The sequence below is a fragment of the Vibrio sp. V33_P6A3T137 genome, from assembly GCF_009904835.1.
GTDB lineage: Bacteria > Pseudomonadota > Gammaproteobacteria > Enterobacterales > Vibrionaceae > Vibrio > Vibrio metschnikovii.
The window spans coordinates 1-24,824 of sequence record NZ_WXWK01000032.1 but is presented as its reverse complement, the minus strand read 5'-3'; the positions used below and the strand labels follow the sequence as shown (position 1 = coordinate 24,824).

Sequence of the window (24,824 nt, the reverse complement as noted above, 5' to 3'; positions counted from 1 at the left end):
ATCTGCCAGGTGCGGGTATTGGCAAGCATTCTTTTGATGGATTATACTCTTTCCGTTGCAAGCTGTGGCGGCCTTGATTGTGTTCGTTGATCCCAATCATAGGGTTTATTCATGTGATTGGGAACTTATCAACTGACGGTCGGTCTATGGTTTCAAGTCGTTTGAGTATAGATGTTGCTTAAACGGTGGATGATAAAAGGATTCAATTTAAACGAGGTGTTATTGTGAAGAAAAAACCGTTTCCTCCGCAGTCAAAAGCGGAGCATACGCAGGAAATAGCGTTAGATCATGGCCGAGGGGTGATCAAAGATAATGCGCTGAAAGCCGTGGTCACCAGTTCGTTATTTCGTACTCGAGTGGTTAAGGCGCAAAAAGGCAAAGGTAGTTTTAAACGACAAGCGAAACATAAGGGTCAAGAACCCTGTACAAAATGGAATAGGTTCTTTTTTGTACAGGGTTTTTCTTTTATCACTGCTTAACCTCCCGCCATAAACGCTATTCTTTTCCTGCAAATATTCTAACTTGAATGAACACTGACACTTCTTCGCCACATTAATCACCGATTTTTTATTTCCAACCAAAGATTGGCAATCTTATTGTTATGTTATAACATTTGATTTTGCTTGGTGGTGGTATCAATCTAAACCGCACTAAGTCACCGTTTATCAAGTTCAAAAACGAAATTGATCAGTTGCCGTGCACTTATGTTCATTCTGGTTACTGATTCGAATTCATATTCAGTTTGGAGTCACTGCTATGAACCAGAAAAAACTTGCAGTCACGGTCCTGTCTGGTTTTCTTGGCGCAGGAAAAACCACCGTGCTCAGCCATATTTTGAATAATCGTCAAGGCAAGAAAGTTGCGGTGATCGTCAACGATATGAGTGAAATTAATATTGATTCAGCTACTGTAAAAAGCGAAGTGTCGCTCAATCATCAAGAAGAAACGCTGGTGGAAATGAGTAATGGCTGTATTTGTTGCACCCTACGTGAAGATCTGTTGATTACGGTCAATCAATTGGCGAAGGAGGGGCGTTTCGATAATCTGGTGATTGAATCAACAGGGATTTCTGAGCCACTACCGGTTGCGGAGACGTTCACTTTTGCTGATGGGGAGGGGGTTTCACTTTCCGATGTTGCGATTTTAGACACTATGGTTACTGTGGTTGATGCGGTGAATTTTTTACGTGATTACCACGCGGCTGAGTCATTACAAGAGCGTGGCGAACACCTCGATGACGAAGATGAACGCAGTGTGACAGATTTATTGATTGAGCAAGTTGAGTTTGCTGATGTTATTTTGATCAGTAAGGTGGATCTTGTTTCTCAAACGGATCTCGAACATTTAACCTCAATTTTAAAGGTCTTAAATACCCATGCTCGCATTATCGCTATCCAAAATGGGCAAGTTGATATCGCCGAGGTATTAGATACTGGGTTATTTAACTTTGAACGTGCACAACAGGCTCCAGGTTGGTTAAAAGAACTCAGAGGCGAGCATATCCCAGAAACAGAAGAGTATGGGATCAGTAGTTTTAGTTATCAGGCTCGTCGCCCTTTTCATCCTGAAAAATTGTATCATTTTTTACACAACACCAGCGATTTTGGCAAATTGCTCCGGTCAAAAGGTCACTTTTGGTTAGCGTCACGCCCAGATCTCGTCGGGCAATGGAATCAAGCTGGGGGTATTGCAGACTATGGTTTTGCTGGCCTATTTTGGAAAGCTATCCCTCAAGAGCAATGGCCAACGAATGAAGATGATTTAGCAGCGATTGAAGAACATTGGTTAGAGCCCTTTGGCGATAGGCGTCAGGAGTTGGTGTTTATCGGTCAGGGGCTAGATAAAGTCGCGATGACTAAGGCACTGGATGAGTGTTTGTTAAGTGAAGAGGCGGTGTTCGCTGGAGAAACGTTTTGGCAGACGTTGCCAGACCCATTTGTAGGATGGGAGGACGAAGCATGAGCGATAAAATAGCGTCTAAATTGGTTCCTATTGAAAAGGCAGAGGCCCTGCCGATAGGTTCTCTGCCGAGCATTTTAACCGATATCTATCAACCTGAGCATAACATTGCGATATGGCAACGTAGGTTGTCAGCAGAGTTACAACTAACGATCGAAACGTTGTTACAGCAAGCCCCATCACTGGCTTTAGTATTACGAGTCACGCCATTGAATGTGGCTGAATACTTACGCGAGAAACTTGCTGATTATGTTTGCGCAGACATATTGAGTGAAGATATCGCAATGATTGTCGACATGTTTTGTTGTTTGTTTGATGTGCAAGAAGTCGGGGTGCGGCTAACGATACTCGATAAACCGATGTGTCCTAAATTTCATGTCGATCATGTTCCATGCCGACTGGTGACCACTTATGCTGGTTCTGCCACGCAGTGGCTGGGTAGCCAAGGGCTCGATCGAACGAAACTGGGTGCCGGAAGTCTGGGTCAAGCGGATGATTGCTCGGGTTTATTCGCTAAAGAGAGTATTATCCATCAAATGGTCACTGGTGATGTCGCATTGCTAAAAGGCAGTGGCTGGGAGGGGAATGAAAACAACGGGTTAGTTCACCGTTCACCAGCATATGTCCCAAACGAACGGCGTTTATTATTGACCATCGATTTTGTATAGTTCAAAAAAACAACCCAAGCGATACCGAGATAGCTTGGGTTGCTGATTGATTTTGACAGTATTAATAACTGCTATTGCTGACGTGAACGACGCATCCACATCAGAGCTAATAATCCTAGCCCCGCGCCAAATCCAATACTACCGCCGCCGCCGCCGCCACTATTTTTGGCTTGCTCTATTAGAATTTCATTGATCAGATCGCTGGTAAGTTTTTGGTGTTTAATATCAGACAATTTTACGTAGCTATCGTATCCGCTACTGTATGGCCAGCGATTATAATCAAAACGCACGATATTATGTGGTTTGTACAATTTAAGCTTCAGATAACCAGTAGCATGATCATAGACGGCCTCTTCTTTCTCACCATTAACATAAATAGTTAAAGAGTCTAATTTATCATCAGAGTTAATTGAATAGATGAAGCTCAGCTCTCCACGCGGAAGATTTTCAAGCACTAACTCAGAATTTTGATTTTTACTAAGGCCGTTTTTACTTCTTAAATAATTGCCATCCACCAACCATTTATGAGAATTGGTATGAGCCTTATGCTCAGGTAGAGCACGAAGATAATTAGCTACTTCTTGTCCAGCATCTTGTAAGGCATCATAGTCGAGCCAAGCGGATATTTTGCCTTCAGCAAAAGAGCTGGATTCTAGCTCCAACACAACTCGACCTTGGCGATGGGTAAGAAGCGTATAATTTGCAATGATACTGCATTTTGCACCAGCGGCTAAGCTTTCTGGGCAGTTATTGATCGAGATATCGCCAAGCCCATTTCTTCCATCGACTAGAACCTTAGGGTTTTTTAGCTCAATATCATTATTAGACTGGTTGGTAAAGGTAAACGCTTGAGAATCAGTACCTATTCGAACAATGCCCAAATCTTTGTGTTGACGATAGGAGAGACCCTTGATGTGATCTTGTATCCAGTGGTGATAATGACTGACTTTGGTATAAACACCAGGATTGACGCCACATTCTACGCCCCAACTGACGATGCCCGCCAGTTTTTTGCCGCTATTCTCATTAGAGAAAATCGGGCCGCCACTATCACCCTGACAGGTATCTTTGCCTGTTTCGCCAGCACAAAACACGCCGTCCCCTAACTTTTCAAAGCTCGAGTGTGCCTGCTTGCATTGCGCCATAGGTACAAATGGCAAAGTGACTTGATGTAGAACCGTTGGTCTATCATAGCCTTGTTTACCATTATATTGACGGTAGCCAAAGCCGATAGTCGTCATATCAGAACCGTATATCAGGCTATCGACATCAGCTTTATCGTCTAATTCTGCCGTTTCAATAGTGACAGGTTTGATCAGTTCCAATACGGCAATATCGTGTGGTGAAGAGTTACTATTTTTTTGATAATCAGCGTGAAGGTAAATTTGTTTTACCTTTACGCGTGTCGCTGAGGACAACTGATCCATATCATAAGCGTTGAGAAGTACTTCAAAATCACTAAGGGCTTTACCGACAACGCAATGAGCAGCCGTGAGTACGTAGCGCTCTGAGATCAAACTACCGCCGCAAAATGCGGTGTTTTTATTAATTTGAGTCAACGCGGCCATATACGGCCAATCATTGGATTGTGCTTTTTCGCCGCCAATAATGCGTGCGGTGATATCAGAATCCGTTCCAGAAGCCATCAAAGGAGAAGATGAAAGCAGTAATGTTCCTATTACCGCTGATAAAATGTTGTGCTTCATAGAGACCTCAATAAATTCCCACACCTTCGGTGGGACCGGTACCATATTGGAAATCGTGCAAATAGTAAACAAAAATTTATCTGGTATGACCACGGTGAATATTTTGCGTACTTAAGATACCAATGCTTGATATTAAGAGTTCGGATGAAATTTGATGGTTATTCAGTGGATAACAACAAGATGACCTAATAACCCTCGATTATTGTTGAGGTGTGCTGGGGAGCGTGACAAAGTCGTGTCCAAGTACGGACTAGCGATTATGTAGCTCTTGACTCAGAGTAAACGATAGGTTGATTGTGATAGAAAGTTTAATTAAGTGGTTATAAAACTTAATTCGTCACTCAACCAATATGGCATAAATCAGACAATGGTTGAGTGGGAATGCAAATTACCCTCTACTGAGAGGCTCAATGGCGGCTCGGGGACCTCTAAAAAGCAGGCAATCACTCGATACAATTCACCTTCAGCAACGGTAACCTTACCGTTTGATTCAATCGCCAATCGACAAGCTTTGACGACTTGCGCTCGCTCTCGCTCTTTTAACTGCAGTAATAATTCCAATGCGGTACGGCTTAATGGCCAATTATTCTCTGCAGGTTCAAGGGGGATCACTGGCAAACTCAGATGGCGCAGCGCATTGTCAAAAGCGATTTGTTCACCTTGTTGCTCATCATGACAAACCCAAGCCAGTTCACGCAGTAACCAATAGACGCTAGAGGTCAGTTGTTGCAGCGATTTGTTTTGACGCGTATGACCAAGTGTCGGTAGTAATTGTTTCTCTAGGAGATTAATCACACACCATTCGGCCAACGAATAGTGATGATCAGTGAGTGACAGTTCACGTAACACTTCACACAAACGATGTCTTTGCCCTTCACTGAGTGATTTAAGTGCTGGGATACTTAATTCCAGTAAAGGCAAGCGAAGATGGGTTGGAATGGCATAATCCAGCCAAGGTAGAATAGTGGCTTGGGATACCATCGGAATATGCTGTTTGATGATATGACGTTGCGCTTCACTGCCATCAAAAATCAGAGCAAAAGCAACAAAGCGAGCACTGTATGGTTCTCGTGCCATCGCGATTAATGGTTGTGGTAACTGACTAATCAGCGCTTGCCCGCTAGCGCAGAGTTCAGCAGATGTTGATATTGTGCTAGAGGCGGCGGGTGCCGAGCTTGCACTTGCTGCAAAGCCGCTGACTGATGAATCAGCAAACGAGCGGGTTTGATGCTCGTTGATGCTTTGTACACTGCCATCCCAATACGGTTCAATTCTGCGGATGCGTTCTTCTAAAGGTGGATGAGTGGCGAACAGCGCTGCAAGACCACGTCGGCGGCTTTGACCAAACATCATATGGCTTATTTCGTCGCTGGCTTTGGCGGACAATGTCGATCCTGGTGAATAACCAGCAATTTTTTTTAGTGCGCCAGCGATGCCTTGATCATTACGAGTAAATTGTACCGCACTGGCATCAGCTAGGAACTCGCGTTGCCGAGAGATCGCCGCTTTAATCATCGAACCAAATAGCGTGCCAATCCAACCGAAGACAATGCACACGACACCAATCGCAAATAGCGCTGCGACACCTTTGTCTGAATCAGAAGAGCGTCGGATCGTCCGCCGCCGTGAGCGAGATAAACTATCGACGATGAGATGACCAAAATAGGCAACACAGGTAATACCAAACAGTAAACCAATCAATCGGGTATTAAGGCGCATGTCCCCATTGAGAATATGACTAAACTCATGGGCAATAACCCCTTGCAATTCGTCACGATTGAAATTATCCAACGCACCTTGAGTAATGCCAATCACTGCATCGTCAATACTCATTCCGGCGGCAAAGGCATTAATCCCTTGTTCATCAGCTAACAAATACACTTGTGGTACCGCAATACCGGCGGCGATGGCCATTTCTTCCACGACATTAAGCAGCTGACGATGTTTGGGATGGGTAGTATCACTGGCGATTAACTGGCCACCGAGACTTTCGGCCACGCTACATCCCCCTTGCTTTTGCAGATCATACAAACGCAGCCAAGCACTCAAGCCAATAACGAGACTCAGTGCGGCGAAGCACAACAAGCTTAAGCGGATTGCCGTTTGCCAATCCAATGAGGCATGAGAGACACTTAAATAAATGAACATACTGCCAAGGCTAAGCAGGGCAGTAATCGACAACATAGTGAAAGCCAATAACAGCACCAAGCGCCGAGTTTGTTGACGGGCGGTATCTTGATGTTGAAAGAAATCCATTAAAAGCTCACCTTAGGCGCCTCTTGAATTGCTTCACTGTCAGCAAACTCAAGCAAGTTACCATTTTGAAAACCAAACATATTGGCAAATAAAACGGGAGGGAAAGTTTGCTTATAGGTGTTGTAACTGGTTACCGAATCATTAAAGGCTTGACGAGCAAATGCGACTTTATTTTCTGTACTGGTGAGCTCTTCTTGCAGTTGGATCATCGTTTGACTGGCTTTAAGCTCAGGATACGCTTCCACCACCACATTCAACCGGCCCAGTGCATTCTTGAGCATCCCCTCTGCTTGACCGAGAAGTTGAATGGCCGTTTCACTTTCTGGCGCTTCACTCGCGGCTTTTAGACCAGAAATCGCTTGATTACGCGCCTGAATCACACGTTCAAAGGTCTCTTGCTCGTGTTGCATGTAGCCTTTCGCTGTGCTCACTAAGTTAGGGATAAGATCATAACGACGCTTTAGTTGGACTTCAATTTGCGCAAAACTATTTTTAAAGCGGTTACGTAGGGTAATTAATTTGTTGTAGATAGAGATCGCGTAAACGCCGATAAGCAGCACTATAGCGATGATGATGATAAAAGTAGTCATGGGCAGCCCAGTTAGATAGAAGTATCAAGCCATGTTATATAACCAGTTGAGATCGAAAAGCAAATTTATATATTTACACTTTATTTCGTTATTGACGGAGTCATATTCGTGATAAAAAAATAAAAAATGTTTGATAAATCAATCAGTTTGAAATTTTTATCACACTGAAGTTCAAAACGAGGATTTTTTACTTTTGTGATGAATTAGAATAAAATTCATATAAAACAAATAGATAAAAAATAACCAGCCTAAAACCGTGAGGATTAATACTTGAGTATTTTACTCGGGTATTGTATCTTTGCGTCATAAGATTATCGTCTGCGGTCGCCATTATGGGTACACTATAGGCCTATGACAAAGCAGCGCATAAAGACATCAGCGAGAACCGAAGTTATGACTGAACAAATTCATGAAGCATTATCCCGTAAATATGAGGCAGGCTTCGTCTCTGATATTGAGTCTGAAACCTTTGCTACAGGCTTAGATGAAAGTGTGATTCGTCGTATTTCAGCCATGAAAAACGAACCAGAATGGATGTTAGAATGGCGTCTGAAAGCTTACCACAATTGGCTGGCGATGGAAGAGCCTGAATGGGCTCATGTTCACTATCCGAAGATGGATTATCAAGCCATATCCTACTATTCAGCGCCTAAGAGCATGAAAGATAAACCTAAATCACTTGATGAGGTTGATCCAGAGCTATTACGAGTGTATGAGAAGTTAGGGATTCCTCTCTATGAACAGGAAATGCTCGCTGGGGTTGCTGTCGACGTCGTGTTCGATTCCGTGTCCGTAGTCACCACCTTTCGTGAAAAACTAAAAGAAGCCGGCGTGATTTTCTGTCCGATTTCGGAAGCGGTGCAAGAATACCCTGAACTAGTGAAAAAATACCTTGGCTCTGTGGTGCCACGTTCTGATAACTACTTTGCCGCGTTAAATAGTGCTGTATTTACTGATGGTTCGTTTGTGTATATCCCGAAAGGGGTACGTTGCCCGATGGAATTATCAACCTATTTCCGAATTAATGAACAAAATACTGGCCAATTTGAGCGTACCTTAATCATTGCCGATGAAGGCAGTTACGTCAGTTATCTTGAAGGCTGTACCGCGCCTCAGCGCGACGAAAACCAACTTCATGCTGCTGTGGTTGAATTGGTGGCGATGGACGATGCGCAAATTAAGTACTCGACCGTTCAAAACTGGTATCCCGGTGATGAAGATGGTAAAGGTGGTATCTATAACTTTGTAACTAAGCGTGGCATTTGTCATACCAATGCAAAAATCTCGTGGACACAAGTTGAAACCGGGTCGTCAGTCACTTGGAAATATCCAAGTTGTATTTTAAAAGGCGACAACAGTGTCGGTGAATTCTACTCTGTTGCCTTAACCCGTAACCGCCAACAAGCGGATACCGGTACCAAAATGATTCATTTGGGTAAAAATACTCGCTCAACGATTATCTCGAAAGGGATTAGTGCTGGAGAAAGTAATAACACTTATCGTGGCTTGGTACATATGGGGCCGAAAGCTGATGGCGCTCGTAACTTTACCGAATGTGATTCGTTGTTAATTGGCGACCGCTGCGGTGCGCACACTTTCCCATACATTGAAAGTCGTAACCCAAGTGCCAAAGTAGAACATGAAGCGACCACTTCTAAAGTGAGCGATGAACAGCTGTTTTTATGCCAACAACGAGGATTAGATACCGAGAAAGCGGTATCGATGATCGTCAATGGTTTTTGTAAAGAAGTGTTTAAAGAGTTGCCAATGGAGTTTGCCGTGGAAGCCGGTAAGCTGCTTGAAATTAGTCTGGAAGGCTCAGTAGGATAATTATTACATGTTAAATATTAAAAACTTACACGCTCGTGTGGAGCAAAAAGACATTATAAAAGGGCTAAATCTCGACATTAAGCCGGGCGAAGTTCACGCGATTATGGGACCTAACGGTGCGGGTAAAAGTACCTTAGGCTATGTGCTTTCTGGGCGCGACGGCTATGAAGTGACCGACGGCGAAGCGATGTTACATGGCCAAAGCTTACTGGATATGGACGTTGAAGAACGTGCTCGACACGGCTTATTTCTAGCCTTTCAGTACCCGGTAGAAATTCCTGGTGTCAGCAATATGGAATTTATGAAAGAGTCAGTGAATGCCATGCGTGCTCATCGTGGACAAGAGCCATTGACGGCTGCTGAGTTTTTGAAAAAAGCCAAAGAAGCCAGTAAGCAAGTTCAACTGCCGCTCGATTTTCTGAAACGAGGCGTTAATGAAGGCTTCTCCGGTGGTGAGAAAAAACGTAACGAAATCATGCAAATGATTTTATTAGAGCCAAGCCTATGTATTTTAGATGAATCGGATTCAGGATTGGATGTTGATGCTTTGCAAGTGGTTGCTAACGGCGTGAATAGCCAGCGCAGTAAAGATCGTAGCTTTGTGGTCATTACTCACTATCAGCGTTTGCTTGATTACATTGAGCCCGATTTTGTCCACATTTTGGCTAACGGCCAAATTGTCAAAAGCGGTGATGCTTCATTAGCCAGAGAAATTGAGCAACAGGGTTACGCATTTCTTGGCTTAGAAGATAGCGAGGGGGCTGAGTAATGAGTCAATGGCTTCAGCAAGTGATAGACCGTGGCTCGAAAACCAATGATTGGCTGAGCCCGGTTCGTCAACAAGCGCTTAATGTTCTGCGTCAAACCCGCTGGCCGACCCGACGTACTGAAGCTTGGCGTTATACCTCACTCTCTTGTTTAGAGCAGCTAGAACTGTCGCCGGAATCAGACAATGCGCCGTTCAACTTAGCACCAATCGCTGGGCTTGAAACCATCGATTTAGTGTTTGTTGATGGTCAATTGCAGACCGATTTAACCGCGCTAAATTTACCACAGGGTGTCAGTATCTATAGTGCTCAAAGCCTACCCGCTGACCAACAAGCAGCTGCGGTGAGCCGTTTTTCTCAGGTCAAACCATCGCGCCATTTATTCGGTATGGTCAACGATGTATTGGCTGATAATGTATTGTTTATCGATGTTGATCCTGAGTGCCATTGCACGACTCCGCTCCGAATCGTTCATCACAATCATCATGGCTATGAAGCCCATTATCGTGTGCAAGTTAATCTTGGTCACCATGGCAAATTAACCTTGATTGAGCATGCTCAAGGCAGCGGTGATAATTTACGCACCGGTTTCACGGAGTGTTTGCTTGATACACATGCTGAGCTAGAGCATTATCAATTTCTGATCAATAGCCCGCAAGCTTTGTATTTTGGTGGCACGCATTTCTCGCTTAATGATTATGCTCAACTAAACAGCACGGTGATTGGCTTTGGTAGCCAATTGTCACGCCTTGATGTTGATATCATTCATAGTGGTGAGCATGCAGAAGCAAAAATGAACGCCGTTTATCTATTGGGTGAATCGGAGCATTTTGATCTGCACAGTACTATTGAACACGCAAAACCTAATGGTACTAGTGAAGAGAATGTACGTGGTATTGTCGGTGACAAAGCGACAGCGGTATTTAATGGCCGTATTCACATTCATCGTGATGCGCAAAAGACCCTTGCTGAGCTGAATAATCGTAACTTACTTTTGTCACGCCGTGGCCAGATCAATACCAAGCCAGAGTTAGAAATTTACGCCGATGATGTGAAATGTGCCCACGGTGCGACGGTGGCTGAAATTGAAGAAGAAGCGCTGTATTATTTGATGTCGCGTGGCATTGGCCGTTCACAGGCATTAGTCATGCTCAATGTTGGCTTTATTCAAGAATTGATTAACCAAATGCCAAATCAAGTTTTGGCTGAGTGGTTAGCGCCTATATTGAGTGCTCGTTTTAAAGAGATGGAGGTAAGATAATGGTCGAAACCTCTGCGTTCGACGTTGCTGCGGTTAGAGCGCAATTTCCTATTCTTAATCAAAATGTTGAAGGTAAGCCTCTGGTTTACCTAGACAATGCCGCGACGACGCAAAAGCCGATGGCGGTTATTGAAGCGATTACTGATTTTTATACTCAGTGTAATGCTAATGTCCATCGTGGCGTTCACCGTTTAGCGGATCAAGCAACACAACGTTATGAACATGGCCGTGATGTGGTCGCTAACTATATCCATGCTTTTGATCGCAGTGAAGTGATTTGGACTAGCGGGACTACCGAGTCGATCAACATTGTTGCGCATGGTATCGCGCAGCGTTTGCAGCCTGGCGATCAAGTATTGGTCACCGAAATGGAGCATCACGCGAATTTGGTGACTTGGCAACAGGCGTGCCTGAAGAGTGGTGCCGAGTTGGTCATCGCTCCTATTCAAGATAATGGTGAGTTGAATGTCGAGCAATTTGCATCGCTGCTGAATTCATCGACCAAATTGGTGGCGATGCCACACATTTCTAATGCGCTTGGTACGGTTAACCCTATCCATGCCTTAACGGCACAAGCCAAAGAGGTGGGTGCACTGGTGTTAATTGATGGCGCACAAGGCATTGCTCATGGTGGTGTCAATGTGGCTGACATTGGCTGCGATTTTTACGCCTTCTCTGGTCATAAGGTTTTTGGTCCAACAGGAGTGGGCGTACTTTGGGGCAAAGCTGAGGTATTGCAAGATTGGCCGGTGTGGCAAACGGGCGGTGAGATGATTGCTAAGGTGACTTATCAAGACGCTACGTGGGGAAGGCTTCCTAACCGATTAGAAGCGGGTACACCCAATATCGCTGGTGTGATTGGCTTGGCCGCTGCCATTACTTGGTTTAGCCAGTTTGACCTCGCAGCCGTGCAAGCACACGAACGGGCCTTGATGGAGCGAGCGTTGCAACACGCGAGTGAGCTAGAGGGTTTCCAATTAATTGGTAATGCTAACGACAAAATTGGCGTGTTGAGCTTTTTACTGGAAGGTTGTCACCCAGCCGATATCGGTTTTATTCTAGATAAACAAGGGATTGCAATTCGCACCGGCGATCATTGTGCGCAGCCATTGATGCGTCGTTTAGGCGTTCCTGGTACGGCGAGAGCGTCATTTTCTATTTACAACACGATAGAAGAAATCGATGCCCTGTTCATTGCACTTAAAAAAGCTCAGCAAATGTTAGTTTAAGGTAAATTATATGCAGGTAGAAACTTATACCCCTGAAGTGTCGAATCAACCAGTACTGACATTAACCGACAGTGCGATTCGTCATTTTGAAAATAAATTAGCGAGTCAGCCTGACCATGTTGTACGCATCTCTGTGAAAACCAGTGGTTGCAATGGCTATGCCTATGTTCTCGATATCCAAGAGCAGGCGCTAGAGTCAGATCGAGTGATCAACGCAAGCGATAAGTTGACGGTCAGTATTGCTGCTGAGGCGATTGCGATGCTGCAAGGTACTGAACTTGACTACGTTAAAGATGGTTTAAATGGCGTGGTAAAGTTTAATAATCCTAATGTGGTTGCTGAATGCGGCTGTGGAGAAAGTTTTAATGTCAGTTAACACCTTAGTGGTCAGTGTTACTGTCTTTTCGAGCATCAAGGCTAACTAAATGCAACAGAGAATTGTAAACCTTGAACGCGATTGTATGGTCAGGCGAGTGCCTAATGGCGATAAGCAGCTTCTTACTCAAGGTGAGTTTGTCACCATTACTCAGGATCTGGGCGGTAACTATACCATCACGTGGCGCGGAAATATGTATCGTGTTGATGGTACAGATGCCGATGCGATTGGTCGACAGCCTCTGAAACTTGAATTTGATACACCCAAAGATGGAAATATCGATCAAGCGCAAATATATCAGGCTTTAGAGACCGTCTATGATCCAGAGATCCCGGTTAACTTATTATCGCTAGGTCTAATCTATCAAGTGTCGATTGATCAGGCTGCTCGCTGCGTACAGATTGAAATGACGTTAACGGCACCAGGCTGTGGAATGGGGCCTGTTTTAGTCGGTGATGTTGAACATCGTGTCAGTATGGTGCCTCATGTCGATAAGGTTCAGGTCAACTTAGTGTTTGATCCACCATGGTCACGTGAGATGATGAGTGAAGAAGCCCAACTCGAAACCGGACTGTTTTTTTAATTCTTGGCTCCACGACTAGTGTAGAGCCGTTACGACACCTTAATCCAGTCGATGTCGTATCAATTCGTAAGGATATAGAGCTTAAAAATGAACCTACCAAGTGACCAAGAGATCATCGAAGATTTGGCTTTTTTTGACGATTGGGAGCAACGCTACCAATACATCATCGATTTAGGCAAGGCATTAACGCCGTTTGATGAGCAGCAAAGGCGAGATGAAGATCTAGTACCGGGGTGTCAGAGCCAAGTATGGCTGCATACTCAAATTGAGCAGGGTCGTTTACAGCTTTTTGCTTATAGCGATGCGATCATCGTTAACGGCTTATTGGCGATTGTCTTGGCGGCTTATCACAATAAGACTGCCAGTGAGATCTTAGCGTTTGATATCGATAGCTATTTCAAAACGTTAGATTTAGAGCGTCATATTAGCCCGACTCGAGGTAACGGACTAAGAGCGATTGTGGGTAAAATTCAACATTTGGCTCGCCAGCAACAATAAGTCAGGTTTTGGCCTATAAATAATAAAACCCACGCAAGTCGTGGGTTTTATTATTTATGTTGTCACTTTAAGCGGTTTAGCGCAGAAAATCTTCAATCTTATTACCGGTAATGGTCGAAATACTTTTAAATAAGTAGATCAATGCTCCCATCATGATGATCGTGACGGGTAAAGCAATGACTGGAAAGCTGAGGGCGGTCATCTTACCGATCTCTTCATTAAACGCTTCTGTCCCTGCAGGGCTCGTCACTATCCATTTGGCAAGCACATAGTTTAATACCGTGGAAACCAGAAACGAAAAAGCAATGATGTATGAGCAGATATTAATTTTGCTCTCAAATTCAGCGTGATTGTTGGATTTTTCTAACGCTTGATTGAGTTTTTCATTATCGACAATATCATCGTTAAGCAGCATCTTTTTGACAACCGGATATCCGATGGCATTACTAATCAATATACCAATAAAAATGATCCCTGGAATGGCCGCTTCTTTAATCGCAATGTAGGCGGGGTCTAATTGCAGTAAACCGATACCACCAGTCAACAGAACACTGATTAAACCAAGGGCGGAGTAAAAGTTGATTTTTCTTTCTTGAATAAAACTCACGATACCAAAAATCAATGGGAAGGCGAGGGCAACGATCAGCGCCCAGGTCGGTCCTAGATTATCTTCACCACTCATCTTACTGAGAATAACGACAGGGATGATAATGTTCAGTAACAGATTACTGATTAAACTCTTGTTTTTATTTGATTTCATTGTAAATAATTCCTACTTGCAGAGAGCAAAGTATACTAATGCTCCCCACTAACGCAAGTCCATCAGTAACCTCAAATCGAGCTCAATTGTAAGCAGTCGTCTCATGGTTTCTTCTTACTATTTGAGTTTAAACCCGCCCTTATTTTTATAATTGAGTAAAAAGAGTTTGCCAATACGGCACATTAGGTTTACTGTTATATCTGTGTATAACACCATATCGGTATAAAAATATGACAGAGTGGCAAGATAACCAGCCCATTTTTCGTCAGTTAGCCGACAAGATCATTGAACAGATCTTACAAGGGATTTGGCAAGAAGATCATGCCTTACCGTCAGTAAGAACCGTGGCGGCTGAACTGAAAATTAATCACTTAACGGTAATGAAAGGTTATCAATTACTGGTTGACGAAGGACTGGTTGAAAAGCGCAGGGGGCAGGGAATGTATGTCATAAAAGGTGCACTTCAGCAGTTAAAAAACAGCCAGAAACAGCATTTTTTGCAGCAGCAAATCCCAGAAATAGCCCACACACTTCGTGTGCTAGAGATGCCCTTAGATGATTTTATTAGCCAATTAAAACGGCATATTGAAGGTGAACAATGAATCCATTAGTTGAAGCAAAGCAGGTTTCTAAACAGTACGCTAAACAAGCAGAGGCGCTGCATGAAGTGAGTTTTACTCTTCATGCTGGGCAAGTATTAGGCGTGTTGGGCCATAATGGTGCGGGTAAATCGACCCTAATTAACGCTTTATTAGGGGCTCACTACTACCAAGGTGACATCGCGATTAACGGTCTTCATCCGATTGCTGATCATGCTCAGGTCATGGAAATACTGGCCTATATTTCTGATATCAATGTGCTGCCGGACTGGATGACGGTGAAGCAATTGTTACGCTATACCTCTGGCGTTTATCCCAGCTTTTCGTTAACCAAGGCCCGTTCAGTGTTAGCAGAAACCAATATTAATCTATCGAGTAAAATTCGCACGTTATCCAAAGGGATGAAAGTCCAGCTCCATTTAGCCTTAGTGATTGCAACCGATACCCAAGTGCTGATTTTGGATGAGCCCACATTAGGACTTGATCTTATGTATCGAGAAACCTTTTATCGTCATTTATTAGAGTGGTTTCATGATGGTGAGCGAGCGTTAATTATTGCTAGCCATGAAGTGGCAGAAATTGAACATTTGCTGACCGATGTGCTGATCTTAAAACAAGGCAACGTCGTTTTACAAGATTCGATGGATAATCTAACTGAGAATTATTGTGTATTAGAGGCGAACTCTAGCTACGCAGACGAGATTGAAAAACTGAATCCGTTACGTGCACAAGTCGGATTAGGCACCACCAAGTGGTTGCTGGCCGCAGAACATCGAGAAGCAGTACAAGCTTTCGGAACGGTACATAATATCAAATTAGCGGATTTATTTATTGCTCTACAAAAGGAGAAAGCATAATGCATGCAAGTCTATATATGCTTGAAAAAGAGCTGATTGAAAATAAAAGTGTGACCCGAATTCCTCTATTTTTATTAGCCTGCGGAATATTATTATTCATTAGCTTATTAATGAATGTTTCACTTGGGAATAATCTATTTTTCGATGTCGAATATTCTGACACGCTTGCTCATGTTGATGGTTCTGCCGTTGAGAGCTTCAATCAATTCATTACGATGATGATTGGCTTGGTATCATTAATGTTAAGCGCTTTATATTTTCCGAAAACGTTTCGTAAAGAACGAAAAGAAGGCAGCGCGATGTTTTGGCGCAGTATGCCGGTCACAAATACCATGGTCCATATGGTGAAACTGGCTTTTGGACTACTATTAATCCCAGTTATTTGCTCTTTATTGGTTGTTTTTGCAGATATTTTTCTCTGGGTGCTCAATGTGGCAACCAATGAAAGATTTGGATTTTTATTTGCTCAGCGTTCTTTGTGGTACGCATTGCAGCATGGTTTGAGTTACATTGGTTTAATGTGGCTAGTCGGTTTGTGTTTAATTCCATTAGCATGTTTTACTTTACTTATGTCACAACTGTTTAATTCACCATTATTGGTCATGTTTATTGGTGGTTTTACCTTAAAATGGTTGTCGATCGCGATGTTTAATTCTTACCTTATCAGTGATTTCTTTAACGCTATCTTTAATTTTCCGCTAAAATTAGTCACGGCTTCGACCATGTCCAATATAGTCAATGAGGTTGGTATCGGTAATTTCATGGCGTATCTTTTGATTGGCATGGTCAGTTATTGGGCAAGTTACCGGCTTTATCGTACGAATGAAAGTTCATTGGCCGCGCTATGGGCTAAATAAACGGTTCATCCTCTTCGATATATACCCAAACCACTTGGAGTTACAGGTAGCCAACACCGCTGCAGCTTCAAGTCGAAAGGGTATAAACAGAGGTGATGGGAAATCCCTTCTCATCACCTCTAGTGTTGCCGGTATTGTTATTTGATGTGGAGTATCAAAAGGCACAGTAGTGAGAGGAGAGGAATGTGAGTAGTGATAACGGTGGGATCCCGCGCCCAAGTGGCAAGGTTAACCCAATTGATACGGACTATACCGTTGGCCAAGATAATGTCGTGTTATCGGTTGGGCCTTTTGGCTTAGACATTCATAACCGAGTGTTCGCCGTATCTGGGTTAGCAATCATTATTTTTGTATTTACGACATTGATTTTCCGTGAACAAGTAGAACCTATCTTTTTATATATGCGTGGTTGGCTGACCTCGCATTTAGATTGGTTTTTCATGCTATCGGCCAATATCTTTGTCTTGGTGTGTTTAGGTTTGGTGGTATCGCCATTAGGCCGAGTGCGTATTGGTGGCACTGACGCGGTACCCGACTATTCTTACGCTGGTTGGCTAGCCATGCTATTTGCTGCAGGAATGGGGATTGGTTTGGTGTTCTTTGGTGTGTCAGAACCCATGTCACACTTTAGTAGTTCCTTATCAGGCGCAGCCATAGAAGATGGCTTACGTACCGATTGGGCGCCACTGGGCGGCGCAATGGGAGATACCGAAGCGGCTCGTCGATTGGGCATGGCAGCAACGATTTACCACTGGGCGCTGCACCCATGGGCAATCTATGCATTGCTCGCGCTTGGGTTAGCCATTTTCTCGTTTAATAAGGGATTGCCACTGACAATGCGTTCAATTTTTTATCCTCTCTTTGGTGAGCGGGTATGGGGTTGGACAGGGCATGTGATCGATATTTTGGCGGTGGTAGCGACCGTGTTCGGTTTAGCCACTTCCTTAGGCTACGGAGCGTCTCAAGCAGCGACTGGACTTAACTTTTTATTCGATGTCCCCTTAACTGATACTACACAAGTGGTATTGATCATTGTGATCACAGCGTTAGCATTGATCTCAGTCGTTGCAGGGCTAGATAGTGGTGTTAAACGTTTATCAGAAATCAATATGGGCCTAGCCGCCTTATTGCTGCTGTTTATTGTCGTTGTTGGTCCGACGTTAGCGATTTTAACGGGATTTTTCGATAATATTGTTGCTTATGTGACATACCTACCTGAATTAGCCATGCCATTTGGTCGCGAAGATGTGAATTATTCACAAGGTTGGACGGCGTTTTACTGGGCGTGGTGGATTTCTTGGTCACCATTTGTCGGTATGTTTATTGCGCGAGTATCGCGTGGTCGTACGGTACGCGAATTTATTGTTTGTGTGTTGTTGATCCCATCGACGGTCTGTGCATTTTGGATGACAGCCTTTGGTGGCACAGCGATTAGCCAATACGCTAATGATGGTTATCAAGCAGTGATGGGCGCTGATTTACCCGTTAAGTTATTTGCGATGCTGGATGCCATGCCGTTGGCGAGTATTACGTCGGTGATTGGCATCATTTTGGTCGTGGTCTTCTTTATCACTTCTTCAGATTCAGGATCATTAGTGATTGATACTATTGCGGCAGGTGGCAAAGTGAATGCGCCGACGCCACAGCGTATCTTCTGGTGTACCTTTGAAGGGTTAGTCGCTATTGCATTAATGCTAGGTGGCGGGTTAGCCGCAGCGCAGGCGATGGCGGTCACAACCGGTTTCCCGTTTACCATTGTCTTACTGGTCGCGACGGTGTCACTGATTAAGGGATTAATGAGCGAACCCAGAAAAGCAAAAGCCAAATAAAGAGCCAATAACGGCATATACCGAAAGTCGAAAGAATACCGTTGCTTCTCGATAAAAAAAGCCCTAACAGAGAGTTAGGGCTTTTTGTTGTACGACTGAAAGTTAACGAATCAAAAGCAGCGGGACGTTGGATTCAATGATGATTTTTGTGGTGTTGCTACCTACAAAAAACTGACGCAGTTTTGAGTGACCATAAGCGCCCATCACAATCATTCCCAACTGATGATGCTGTTGGTAATCGAGAATCGCGCGGTGCACGTCACCGGTTAAGCTGGCTTCCACCACATTGACGCCATGAGTACGCAACTTTTCCGCTGCGTTAGCAAACGCGGTCGCTTTTTCATCTGAGTCTTCGACCATCACTAAGTGACAAGTCAGCCCTTTGAGTAGCGGAGTATTGATCGCTTTTTCAACCAGCTTTTGGCTCACTTCACTGCCATCAAACGCTAACAAATAATTTTGCGGCGCTGCAAAGTCCCCGGTCGCGACTAAAATATGACTTTTAATGGTGCGAACCACACTTTCCAATTGTGAACCAACGGCTTTAGTATTGCTTTGGTTCACCTCACCAGATTTGCCGACCACGAGGACGCGGATATCTTTTTCCATGTCCAACAAAGTTTCAAGTAAGTCACCGTGTTTTTGCAGTTTTTGTAGATCAGTAAAACCAGACTCAAGGGCTTTGGCTTCTAACTCATTGAGTAAGGCCTTTCCGTGTCTTAATGCTACTTTGGCGCGTTTTTCATCCAGCTCGACCAGCTCTTGTAGTAAGTGCTCACGACTGCCTAGTCCAATGTTTCCGGATAATTCAATGGCAATTTCTCGATCGGATTTATCGAGCACATGCAGTAGAGTGAGTGGCGCAGACAACGTTTTCGCTGTCCAAACGCTCAGATCCGCCACGGACTGTGAATAGCTCGCTCCATCGATACAGGCAATAATATTTGTCATGCTTTGCTCCTTAGTGACCGCCCATCAGTTTTGCCACTTCTTCGGGTTTATTATGAACACCGAACTTGTCGACAATGGTGGCTGTTGCTTCATTCATGCCGATTAATGTTACTTCAGCCCCTTCACGGCGGAATTTAATCACCACTTTATCAAGGGAAGAGACGGCAGTAATATCCCAGAAATGTGCTGCAGAGAGATCGATGGTGACATGATCCAATGCTTCTTTGAAGTCGAATGAGTTGATAAATTGATCTGACGAGGCAAAAAAGACTTGCCCAACAACACGATAAGTACGCTGGCTGCCATTTTCTACTAAGTCGCTCTTGATAACCATAAAGCGGCCAATTTTATTGGCAAAGAATAGTGCAGCTAATAGCACGCCAACTCCAACACCAATCGCAAGATTGTGGGTCATGACCACCACAATCACAGTCGAAATCATGACAATATTGGTCGAAAGTGGATGCGATTTAAGATCTCTAATTGAGCTCCAAGAGAAGGTGCCGATGGAGACCATGATCATTACGGCGACTAGAGCTGCCATAGGGATCAAGCTTAACCAATCACTAAGAAAAACCACCATGATAAGTAGTAGTATACCCGCGACAAAAGTCGATAGACGGCCTCGACCACCGGATTTAACATTAATAATTGATTGACCAATCATCGCACAGCCAGCCATACCACCTAAAAAGCCAGTGGCAATGTTGGCCACACCTTGGCCTTTACATTCGCGGTTTTTATCGCTGTCGGTATCGGTAAGATCATCAACAATCGTGGCGGTCATCATCGATTCAAGCAAACCGACGACAGCAAGGCCAGCAGAGTAAGGTAAGATGATCAGTAAGGTTTCTAGGTTAAGCGGTACATCAGGCCACAAGAAAATTGGCAGTGTATCGGGTAAATCCCCCATGTCACCGACGGTACGAATATCGATGCCAAAACTAATAGCGATAATGGTTAAGGTGATAATACATACCAGCGGAGAAGGCAGCATTTTGCCAATGACGGGTACATAAGGGAAAAGATAAATAATGCCTAAGCCAGCTAAAGTCATCACATAGACATGCCAGGTGACATTGGTTAGCTCTGGAAGCTGAGCCATAAAAATTAAAATTGCTAAGGCGTTAACAAAACCGGTGACCACTGAACGCGATACAAAGCGCATTAAATTCCCCAGTTTTAGATAACCGGCGGCAATTTGTAATACTCCAGTGAGCAGTGTCGCCGCTAATAAATATTCTAGGCCGTGTTCTTTAACCAGCGTGACCATTAATAGAGCCATAGCGCCCGTTGCAGCAGAAATCATTCCCGGGCGTCCGCCAGTAAAGGCAATAACCACCGCCATACTAAAAGAGGCATATAGACCCACTTTGGGGTCAACACCAGCAATAATTGAAAAAGCAATTGCTTCTGGGATCAGTGCTAGCGCAACCACTAAACCAGCTAAAACATCCCCTCGCACGTTGGATAACCAATCGCGCTTAATATTCTGTAACATCTGTTTTCTCTATAAATAGGTAAATAAAAGGTGTGAATTGAGAGGTGGTCATTGTTCTAGGGCGGCGTAAGTGACATGCACGGAATCTCCTATTGGCCATTTAGAAATGTGATCTTAATCATTGCTGTTCTGAAGGTCAACCAAGGAAACCGTTAAGACGGTGTTTTGCTTTTTACTTTTTGCCAATGAGTAAGGAAAAAAACAGCATTGATCTTTGACTTTTTGCTTCGAAAGCCTTAACTTCAAACGCATCTGATTTTTCATATGTGTTTGTTATGTGCGATACGTTAACCTTCTATAAATCATTAGCTGAAGAGACTCGGCTTAAATCATTATTACTAATAAGTCGGCATCGAGAACTGTGCGTGTGTGATTTAATGACCGCACTCTCTCTCAGTCAACCCAAAGTCTCTCGTCATTTAGCCGAGCTACGTAAAAACGGTTTGGTGATTGATGAGCGGCGGGGTAAATGGGTCTATTACCAAATTAATCCACAATTACCGAATTGGATGCGTGAGGTATTAATGATGTCGATGGAAAACAATCGATCACTGATAGCAAAAGAGAGTCAAACCATTACTCATCAACCGTGCATCAGTTGACGAGCTTATTTCACGATATCGAAAAGACTGAGCGTTATAGATAAGCGGTAAGCTCGTCAAACACCTGAATCTGAGATAGATAAATTCTATGATTGAGTCGAGTTAATGTCGCGTCTGCGTTAAGTCGTTAAAGTAGAAACGAATCAATAATACAATGAGATTAAAATAATGAGCGAAGTATTTACTTGTGCAGAGACGCCTGCTGCTAAAAAAATGAGTTTTTTAGACCGTTATTTAACGCTGTGGATTTTCCTCGCTATGGGGTTTGGTGTCGCGGTGGGATTTTTATTTCCACAAGTTGCCCAGTGGAATGAAAGCATGTCCGTCGGTTCAACCAATATCCCTCTAGCGATAGGTTTAATTTTAATGATGTATCCGCCATTGGCGAAAGTAAATTATCGATTATTAGGTGAAGTGACGCGTGATAAGCGTGCGATTACTTTATCTTTGGTGATGAACTGGATTGTTGGGCCGGTTTTAATGTTTGCTTTAGCTCTCTTCTTTTTACGTGACTATCCCGGTTACATGGTCGGATTAATTTTAATTGGTTTAGCGCGTTGTATTGCCATGGTATTAGTGTGGAACGATATTAGTGGTGGTAATAAAGAGTATGGTGCTGCTTTGGTAGCGTTAAATAGCCTTTTCCAAATCGTTACTTATAGTTTTATGGCGTGGCTTTTCATTACTGTATTACCGCCTTATTTTGGTCTTGATAGTTTTGCTGTTGATATTACGATGTTGGATATCGCAGAAAGTGTCTTGATTTATTTAGGTATTCCATTTTTAGCGGGTTTTCTGAGCCGCAAGTGGTTGGTCGCGGCTAAAGGCGAGCGTTGGTATAATGAAGTCTTTATTCCACGTATCTCACCGATAACCTTAATTGCGCTATTAGCAACCATTGTTTTAATGTTCAGTTTAAAAGGTGAAATGATCATCCAGTTACCGATGGATGTGATTCGTATTGCTATTCCATTAGTTATCTATTTTTTGGTGATGTTTTTTGTTAGTTTTTTCGTGGGTAAAAAATTAGGTATCCCGTACGATCAAAATACTTCAATTGCTTTCACTTCATCGGGTAATAACTTTGAACTCGCTATCGCCGTTTCTATTGCTGTTTTTGGTTTAAACTCAGATCAAGCATTCGCGGGCGTGATAGGGCCATTAGTCGAAGTGCCTGTGCTGATTGCTTTAGTCAACGTCGCGCTACGGATGAAGAAAAAATATTACCCTCAAACACGCTAATCGAATAGCCCAAGGTCAATCATCAGACGTTGGGCTAATCGTCTAACGGCTAGTCCAAACCTGTTTTAATTCAGGCCATCCCCAAGTTGTTAAAGCGACATTGTGAATTAAATCGTGGAAACGTAGCACTTGTTGCTCGTGATAGAGTGGTTGCAAAACACCATGATGGATCAAAGTTGCTACCAAAGGCTCTAATACCACAAGGTACTGCTCTATACAGACGTTTGCACGTATATCCGCTAACGATTGACGTAGCCATTTACTGGCCACATCATCCAGCGCATGGTGAAGCAGCGGGTTACTGTAAAGAAACTGATAGGCACTGGTATGACGATTATCATCTAAGTTAATACTGCTCAAGATTAGGGTTTCATTGAGAGTTCTCTGTGCTGCTTTTTGTTGCAAGGTTTGATAGTCGTAACTGTGGATGATGACTTGAATACTGTGGTCAGCCAACCGCTTAGCTATCGCTTCAGCACACTCAATCAACGTCACGTAGTTGTATACGGCCATCGTCATTGATGTCGGTAATGGGCACTGAGTGGCAGGGAATCGAGATAACTTGGTCCAACAAGGCAATAAATGATCCGCGGGAGTGAGGTTTGAGTGCGCTATATCGCTCAATAACCAGTTTGGCTCAAGCAAGCTAAGTAACCATTGGCGTTGTTGGTCGTCGAGCGGTAGGTCAGCGTGGTGATTATTTAATAAAAAAATTGCCCCCTCTTCTTGGCGAGAGAATTGATTAATTTGTTCGTTTTCAATCTTCGGAGATTCTGCCGATACGTAATATTGGCAGCTTCGGCCAGCGTGAGGAATGGCGTCGGTTGCAGTTGTTACATCTTGGTCGAATAGCCAGATAGTAATCTGGTCACATAATGAACGGCAGCCATAGTATCGATTGAAAGCATGCAGTACTAATTGCTTATCAGTATGAGTATAAACTTTGAATGCACCACTGCCGATCACGTTGGAGTTGGACTGCTGAAGCTGTTTAACCGGTTGAATAGAATAACTGACACCGCTAATCAGACCTGCAAAGCTTTGATCAGGGACGGTGAATTCAAACAGTATTTCCCGCGGATGCGGGGCACTAATGCGTTTTAAATGAGCAAGTTCATGCTGATAATTCGCTAAGGATTTTAAGCCTGAAAAGAGCTCGACAATGCTCTGCGCATCGATCATTTGTCCGTCATGAAAAGTTAGCTCAGGGCGTAAATAAAAGCGCCACTGATAATTCTCAGCATCATAATGCCAATGGTGAGCCAGTTCCGGATGTACTTGTCCGTCAGCATCACAACGGACCAAGCAAGCGTAGATTTGTCGTACTAAAAAGCGTTCACTGTTACGTTGTGGATGATGGGGCAGCAGAGCTTGAAAGGGGCGGCGATAGGTCAATTGGATATGCAATCGTCCTTCGTGCATTGAAGCTCCGGAGGTTTGCTGTAATAGCCGAGCGAAAACCTGTTCATCTTGCTCCAAAAGATCCAAGGCCTTGTCATACTGTCCACGCAAAAGACAGTCACTGGCTAGATGTTCTTTGAGCCGCTCAGGATCTTGCAATAAACACAGCGTTGAGCGCTTATTTCGGCCAACCTTAGGCTGCCACGAGAGCCAGCCTTGTTGCTGCATTTGTTGTAGCAAGACACGTGCATAGCGCGGGCTACTGCATAATCGATTGGCAATGTCCTCTAACGTAGCACTGATGGGTTGTTCTATCGCATAACCATCGAAGCGTAAGTAATAACGATATAAATTAAGGATAGACAAAATAGGTTTCCTTTTTAAATTTTTTCTCCCTATTTAAGGGGGTAATGATAGATCGTTTTCCATTAAGAGCCATCTTATGGTCTATTTAAAGCTTTTATGAGCTTTTCCAGTCCATTGTGTATTGACGGTGTCAATG

General features: G+C 43.7%; 23 protein-coding genes. 16 read left to right on the top strand and 7 right to left on the bottom strand.

Features of this window, described 5'->3' with window-relative positions; all coding sequences use genetic code 11:
* The first annotated feature begins 221 nt into the window (after nt 1-221).
* The 3 genes from CAG60_RS16480 (at nt 222) to CAG60_RS02425 (ending at nt 2,627) form a co-directional block, all read left to right on the top strand.
* Entirely contained in the window at nt 222-479 is a 258-nt protein-coding gene (locus CAG60_RS16480) for a ribosome alternative rescue factor ArfA (RefSeq protein ID WP_161425209.1), read from the top strand.
* A 277-nt stretch (nt 480-756) separates the two neighbouring features.
* Nucleotides 757-1,962 carry a zinc metallochaperone GTPase ZigA gene (gene zigA / locus CAG60_RS02430; protein ID WP_161425202.1) on the top strand — a complete coding sequence of 402 codons (1,206 nt, stop codon included), beginning with the start codon at nt 757-759 and terminating at the stop codon, nt 1,960-1,962.
* Nucleotides 1,959-2,627 carry a DUF1826 domain-containing protein gene (locus CAG60_RS02425; protein ID WP_161438194.1) on the top strand — a complete coding sequence of 223 codons (669 nt, stop codon included), beginning with the start codon at nt 1,959-1,961 and terminating at the stop codon, nt 2,625-2,627. The genes zigA and CAG60_RS02425 overlap by 4 nt, the downstream gene beginning before the upstream one ends.
* 71 nt (nt 2,628-2,698) lie before the next feature.
* On the opposite strand, the gene CAG60_RS02420 is transcribed toward CAG60_RS02425, so the two are convergent.
* From CAG60_RS02420 to CAG60_RS02410, 3 genes are all read right to left on the bottom strand, one after another.
* Nucleotides 2,699-4,333 carry a trypsin-like serine protease gene (locus CAG60_RS02420; RefSeq protein WP_161438193.1) on the bottom strand — a complete coding sequence of 545 codons (1,635 nt, stop codon included), beginning with the start codon at nt 4,331-4,333 and terminating at the stop codon, nt 2,699-2,701.
* Between the two features lie 360 nt (nt 4,334-4,693).
* Entirely contained in the window at nt 4,694-6,589 is a 1,896-nt protein-coding gene (locus CAG60_RS02415; RefSeq protein WP_161438192.1) for a M48 family metallopeptidase, read from the bottom strand.
* Nucleotides 6,589-7,179, bottom strand: a complete 591-nt coding sequence (locus tag CAG60_RS02410) for a LemA family protein (protein ID WP_004395000.1) — start codon at nt 7,177-7,179, stop codon at nt 6,589-6,591. Before CAG60_RS02410 ends, CAG60_RS02415 begins: the two co-directional genes overlap by 1 nt.
* Nucleotides 7,180-7,572: 393 nt before the next feature.
* On the opposite strand from CAG60_RS02410, the gene sufB reads away from it, so the two are divergent.
* The 7 genes from sufB to CAG60_RS02375 all read left to right on the top strand — a co-directional run bounded on the left by sufB (nt 7,573) and on the right by CAG60_RS02375 (nt 13,723).
* Nucleotides 7,573-9,009, top strand: coding sequence for a Fe-S cluster assembly protein SufB (gene sufB, locus CAG60_RS02405; protein WP_004395001.1), 1,437 nt, complete (start codon nt 7,573-7,575; stop codon nt 9,007-9,009).
* 7 nt (nt 9,010-9,016) lie between these two features.
* Nucleotides 9,017-9,778, top strand: coding sequence for a Fe-S cluster assembly ATPase SufC (gene sufC / locus CAG60_RS02400; RefSeq protein ID WP_154167785.1), 762 nt, complete (start codon nt 9,017-9,019; stop codon nt 9,776-9,778).
* Nucleotides 9,778-11,037, top strand: a complete 1,260-nt coding sequence (gene sufD, locus CAG60_RS02395) for a Fe-S cluster assembly protein SufD (protein WP_161438191.1) — start codon at nt 9,778-9,780, stop codon at nt 11,035-11,037. The genes sufC and sufD overlap by 1 nt, the downstream gene beginning before the upstream one ends.
* The gene (locus tag CAG60_RS02390) at nt 11,037-12,266 is read left to right on the top strand and encodes an aminotransferase class V-fold PLP-dependent enzyme (RefSeq protein ID WP_158138597.1); all 1,230 of its coding nucleotides are present in this window, start codon (nt 11,037-11,039) and stop codon (nt 12,264-12,266) included. Before sufD ends, CAG60_RS02390 begins: the two co-directional genes overlap by 1 nt.
* A 10-nt stretch (nt 12,267-12,276) precedes the next feature.
* Nucleotides 12,277-12,642 carry a HesB/IscA family protein gene (locus CAG60_RS02385; RefSeq protein ID WP_004395005.1) on the top strand — a complete coding sequence of 122 codons (366 nt, stop codon included), beginning with the start codon at nt 12,277-12,279 and terminating at the stop codon, nt 12,640-12,642.
* Nucleotides 12,643-12,691: 49 nt separating this feature from the next.
* The gene (gene sufT, locus CAG60_RS02380; protein ID WP_040904222.1) at nt 12,692-13,225 is read left to right on the top strand and encodes a putative Fe-S cluster assembly protein SufT; all 534 of its coding nucleotides are present in this window, start codon (nt 12,692-12,694) and stop codon (nt 13,223-13,225) included.
* A gap of 87 nt (nt 13,226-13,312) precedes the next feature.
* A complete protein-coding gene (locus CAG60_RS02375; RefSeq protein ID WP_154167798.1) occupies nt 13,313-13,723 on the top strand; it encodes a SufE family protein in 411 nt (136 codons plus the stop codon).
* Between the two features lie 76 nt (nt 13,724-13,799).
* On the opposite strand, the gene CAG60_RS02370 is transcribed toward CAG60_RS02375, so the two are convergent.
* Nucleotides 13,800-14,483, bottom strand: a complete 684-nt coding sequence (locus tag CAG60_RS02370) for a VC0807 family protein (protein ID WP_154167801.1) — start codon at nt 14,481-14,483, stop codon at nt 13,800-13,802.
* Between the two features lie 230 nt (nt 14,484-14,713).
* On the opposite strand from CAG60_RS02370, the gene CAG60_RS02365 reads away from it, so the two are divergent.
* From CAG60_RS02365 to CAG60_RS02350, 4 genes are all read left to right on the top strand, one after another.
* Nucleotides 14,714-15,085, top strand: a complete 372-nt coding sequence (locus CAG60_RS02365) for a GntR family transcriptional regulator (RefSeq protein WP_154167804.1) — start codon at nt 14,714-14,716, stop codon at nt 15,083-15,085.
* The gene (locus tag CAG60_RS02360; RefSeq protein WP_161438190.1) at nt 15,082-15,939 is read left to right on the top strand and encodes an ABC transporter ATP-binding protein; all 858 of its coding nucleotides are present in this window, start codon (nt 15,082-15,084) and stop codon (nt 15,937-15,939) included. The genes CAG60_RS02365 and CAG60_RS02360 overlap by 4 nt, the downstream gene beginning before the upstream one ends.
* Nucleotides 15,939-16,796: a hypothetical protein gene (locus tag CAG60_RS02355; protein ID WP_161438189.1), complete on the top strand. Its 858-nt coding sequence runs from the start codon at nt 15,939-15,941 to the stop codon at nt 16,794-16,796. The genes CAG60_RS02360 and CAG60_RS02355 overlap by 1 nt, the downstream gene beginning before the upstream one ends.
* A gap of 185 nt (nt 16,797-16,981) precedes the next feature.
* The gene (locus CAG60_RS02350) at nt 16,982-18,625 is read left to right on the top strand and encodes a BCCT family transporter (protein WP_161438188.1); all 1,644 of its coding nucleotides are present in this window, start codon (nt 16,982-16,984) and stop codon (nt 18,623-18,625) included.
* 102 nt (nt 18,626-18,727) lie between these two features.
* Here the strand turns inward: CAG60_RS02350 and CAG60_RS02345 are convergent, their stop codons facing one another.
* Together CAG60_RS02345 and CAG60_RS02340 are read right to left on the bottom strand one after the other, a co-directional pair.
* Nucleotides 18,728-19,576: a universal stress protein gene (locus CAG60_RS02345; protein WP_040904223.1), complete on the bottom strand. Its 849-nt coding sequence runs from the start codon at nt 19,574-19,576 to the stop codon at nt 18,728-18,730.
* Nucleotides 19,577-19,586: 10 nt separating this feature from the next.
* Complete coding sequence (locus CAG60_RS02340; protein WP_004395014.1) at nt 19,587-21,077, bottom strand: SulP family inorganic anion transporter; 1,491 nt, start codon at nt 21,075-21,077, stop codon at nt 19,587-19,589.
* Nucleotides 21,078-21,352: 275 nt separating this feature from the next.
* Here CAG60_RS02340 and CAG60_RS02335 point away from each other — a divergent pair, with 275 nt between their 5' ends.
* Together CAG60_RS02335 and arsB are read left to right on the top strand one after the other, a co-directional pair.
* A complete protein-coding gene (locus tag CAG60_RS02335; protein WP_040904224.1) occupies nt 21,353-21,679 on the top strand; it encodes a metalloregulator ArsR/SmtB family transcription factor in 327 nt (108 codons plus the stop codon).
* A gap of 168 nt (nt 21,680-21,847) precedes the next feature.
* Nucleotides 21,848-22,921 (top strand): ACR3 family arsenite efflux transporter, encoded by a 1,074-nt coding sequence (gene arsB, locus CAG60_RS02330; protein ID WP_004395015.1) that lies wholly within the window; start codon nt 21,848-21,850, stop codon nt 22,919-22,921.
* A 42-nt stretch (nt 22,922-22,963) separates the two neighbouring features.
* Here arsB and CAG60_RS02325 read toward each other — a convergent pair whose 3' ends face one another.
* The gene (locus CAG60_RS02325) at nt 22,964-24,688 is read right to left on the bottom strand and encodes an SgrR family transcriptional regulator (protein ID WP_161438187.1); all 1,725 of its coding nucleotides are present in this window, start codon (nt 24,686-24,688) and stop codon (nt 22,964-22,966) included.
* Nucleotides 24,689-24,824 lie beyond the last annotated feature (136 nt).

Coding starts and splice junctions, on each gene's coding strand:
- CAG60_RS02410 (WP_004395000.1), bottom strand. CDS start 7,179: ATGACTACTTTTATCATCATCATCGCTATAGTGCTGCTTATCGGCGTT.
- sufT (WP_040904222.1), top strand. CDS start 12,692: ATGCAACAGAGAATTGTAAACCTTGAACGCGATTGTATGGTCAGGCGA.
- sufC (WP_154167785.1), top strand. CDS start 9,017: ATGTTAAATATTAAAAACTTACACGCTCGTGTGGAGCAAAAAGACATT.
- CAG60_RS02345 (WP_040904223.1), bottom strand. CDS start 19,576: ATGACAAATATTATTGCCTGTATCGATGGAGCGAGCTATTCACAGTCC.
- CAG60_RS02420 (WP_161438193.1), bottom strand. CDS start 4,333: ATGAAGCACAACATTTTATCAGCGGTAATAGGAACATTACTGCTTTCA.
- CAG60_RS02340 (WP_004395014.1), bottom strand. CDS start 21,077: ATGTTACAGAATATTAAGCGCGATTGGTTATCCAACGTGCGAGGGGAT.
- CAG60_RS02335 (WP_040904224.1), top strand. CDS start 21,353: ATGTGCGATACGTTAACCTTCTATAAATCATTAGCTGAAGAGACTCGG.
- CAG60_RS02360 (WP_161438190.1), top strand. CDS start 15,082: ATGAATCCATTAGTTGAAGCAAAGCAGGTTTCTAAACAGTACGCTAAA.
- CAG60_RS02355 (WP_161438189.1), top strand. CDS start 15,939: ATGCATGCAAGTCTATATATGCTTGAAAAAGAGCTGATTGAAAATAAA.
- CAG60_RS02370 (WP_154167801.1), bottom strand. CDS start 14,483: ATGAAATCAAATAAAAACAAGAGTTTAATCAGTAATCTGTTACTGAAC.
- CAG60_RS02365 (WP_154167804.1), top strand. CDS start 14,714: ATGACAGAGTGGCAAGATAACCAGCCCATTTTTCGTCAGTTAGCCGAC.
- sufD (WP_161438191.1), top strand. CDS start 9,778: ATGAGTCAATGGCTTCAGCAAGTGATAGACCGTGGCTCGAAAACCAAT.
- CAG60_RS02375 (WP_154167798.1), top strand. CDS start 13,313: ATGAACCTACCAAGTGACCAAGAGATCATCGAAGATTTGGCTTTTTTT.
- CAG60_RS02425 (WP_161438194.1), top strand. CDS start 1,959: ATGAGCGATAAAATAGCGTCTAAATTGGTTCCTATTGAAAAGGCAGAG.
- sufB (WP_004395001.1), top strand. CDS start 7,573: ATGACTGAACAAATTCATGAAGCATTATCCCGTAAATATGAGGCAGGC.
- zigA (WP_161425202.1), top strand. CDS start 757: ATGAACCAGAAAAAACTTGCAGTCACGGTCCTGTCTGGTTTTCTTGGC.
- arsB (WP_004395015.1), top strand. CDS start 21,848: ATGAGCGAAGTATTTACTTGTGCAGAGACGCCTGCTGCTAAAAAAATG.
- CAG60_RS02390 (WP_158138597.1), top strand. CDS start 11,037: ATGGTCGAAACCTCTGCGTTCGACGTTGCTGCGGTTAGAGCGCAATTT.
- CAG60_RS02415 (WP_161438192.1), bottom strand. CDS start 6,589: ATGGATTTCTTTCAACATCAAGATACCGCCCGTCAACAAACTCGGCGC.
- CAG60_RS02385 (WP_004395005.1), top strand. CDS start 12,277: ATGCAGGTAGAAACTTATACCCCTGAAGTGTCGAATCAACCAGTACTG.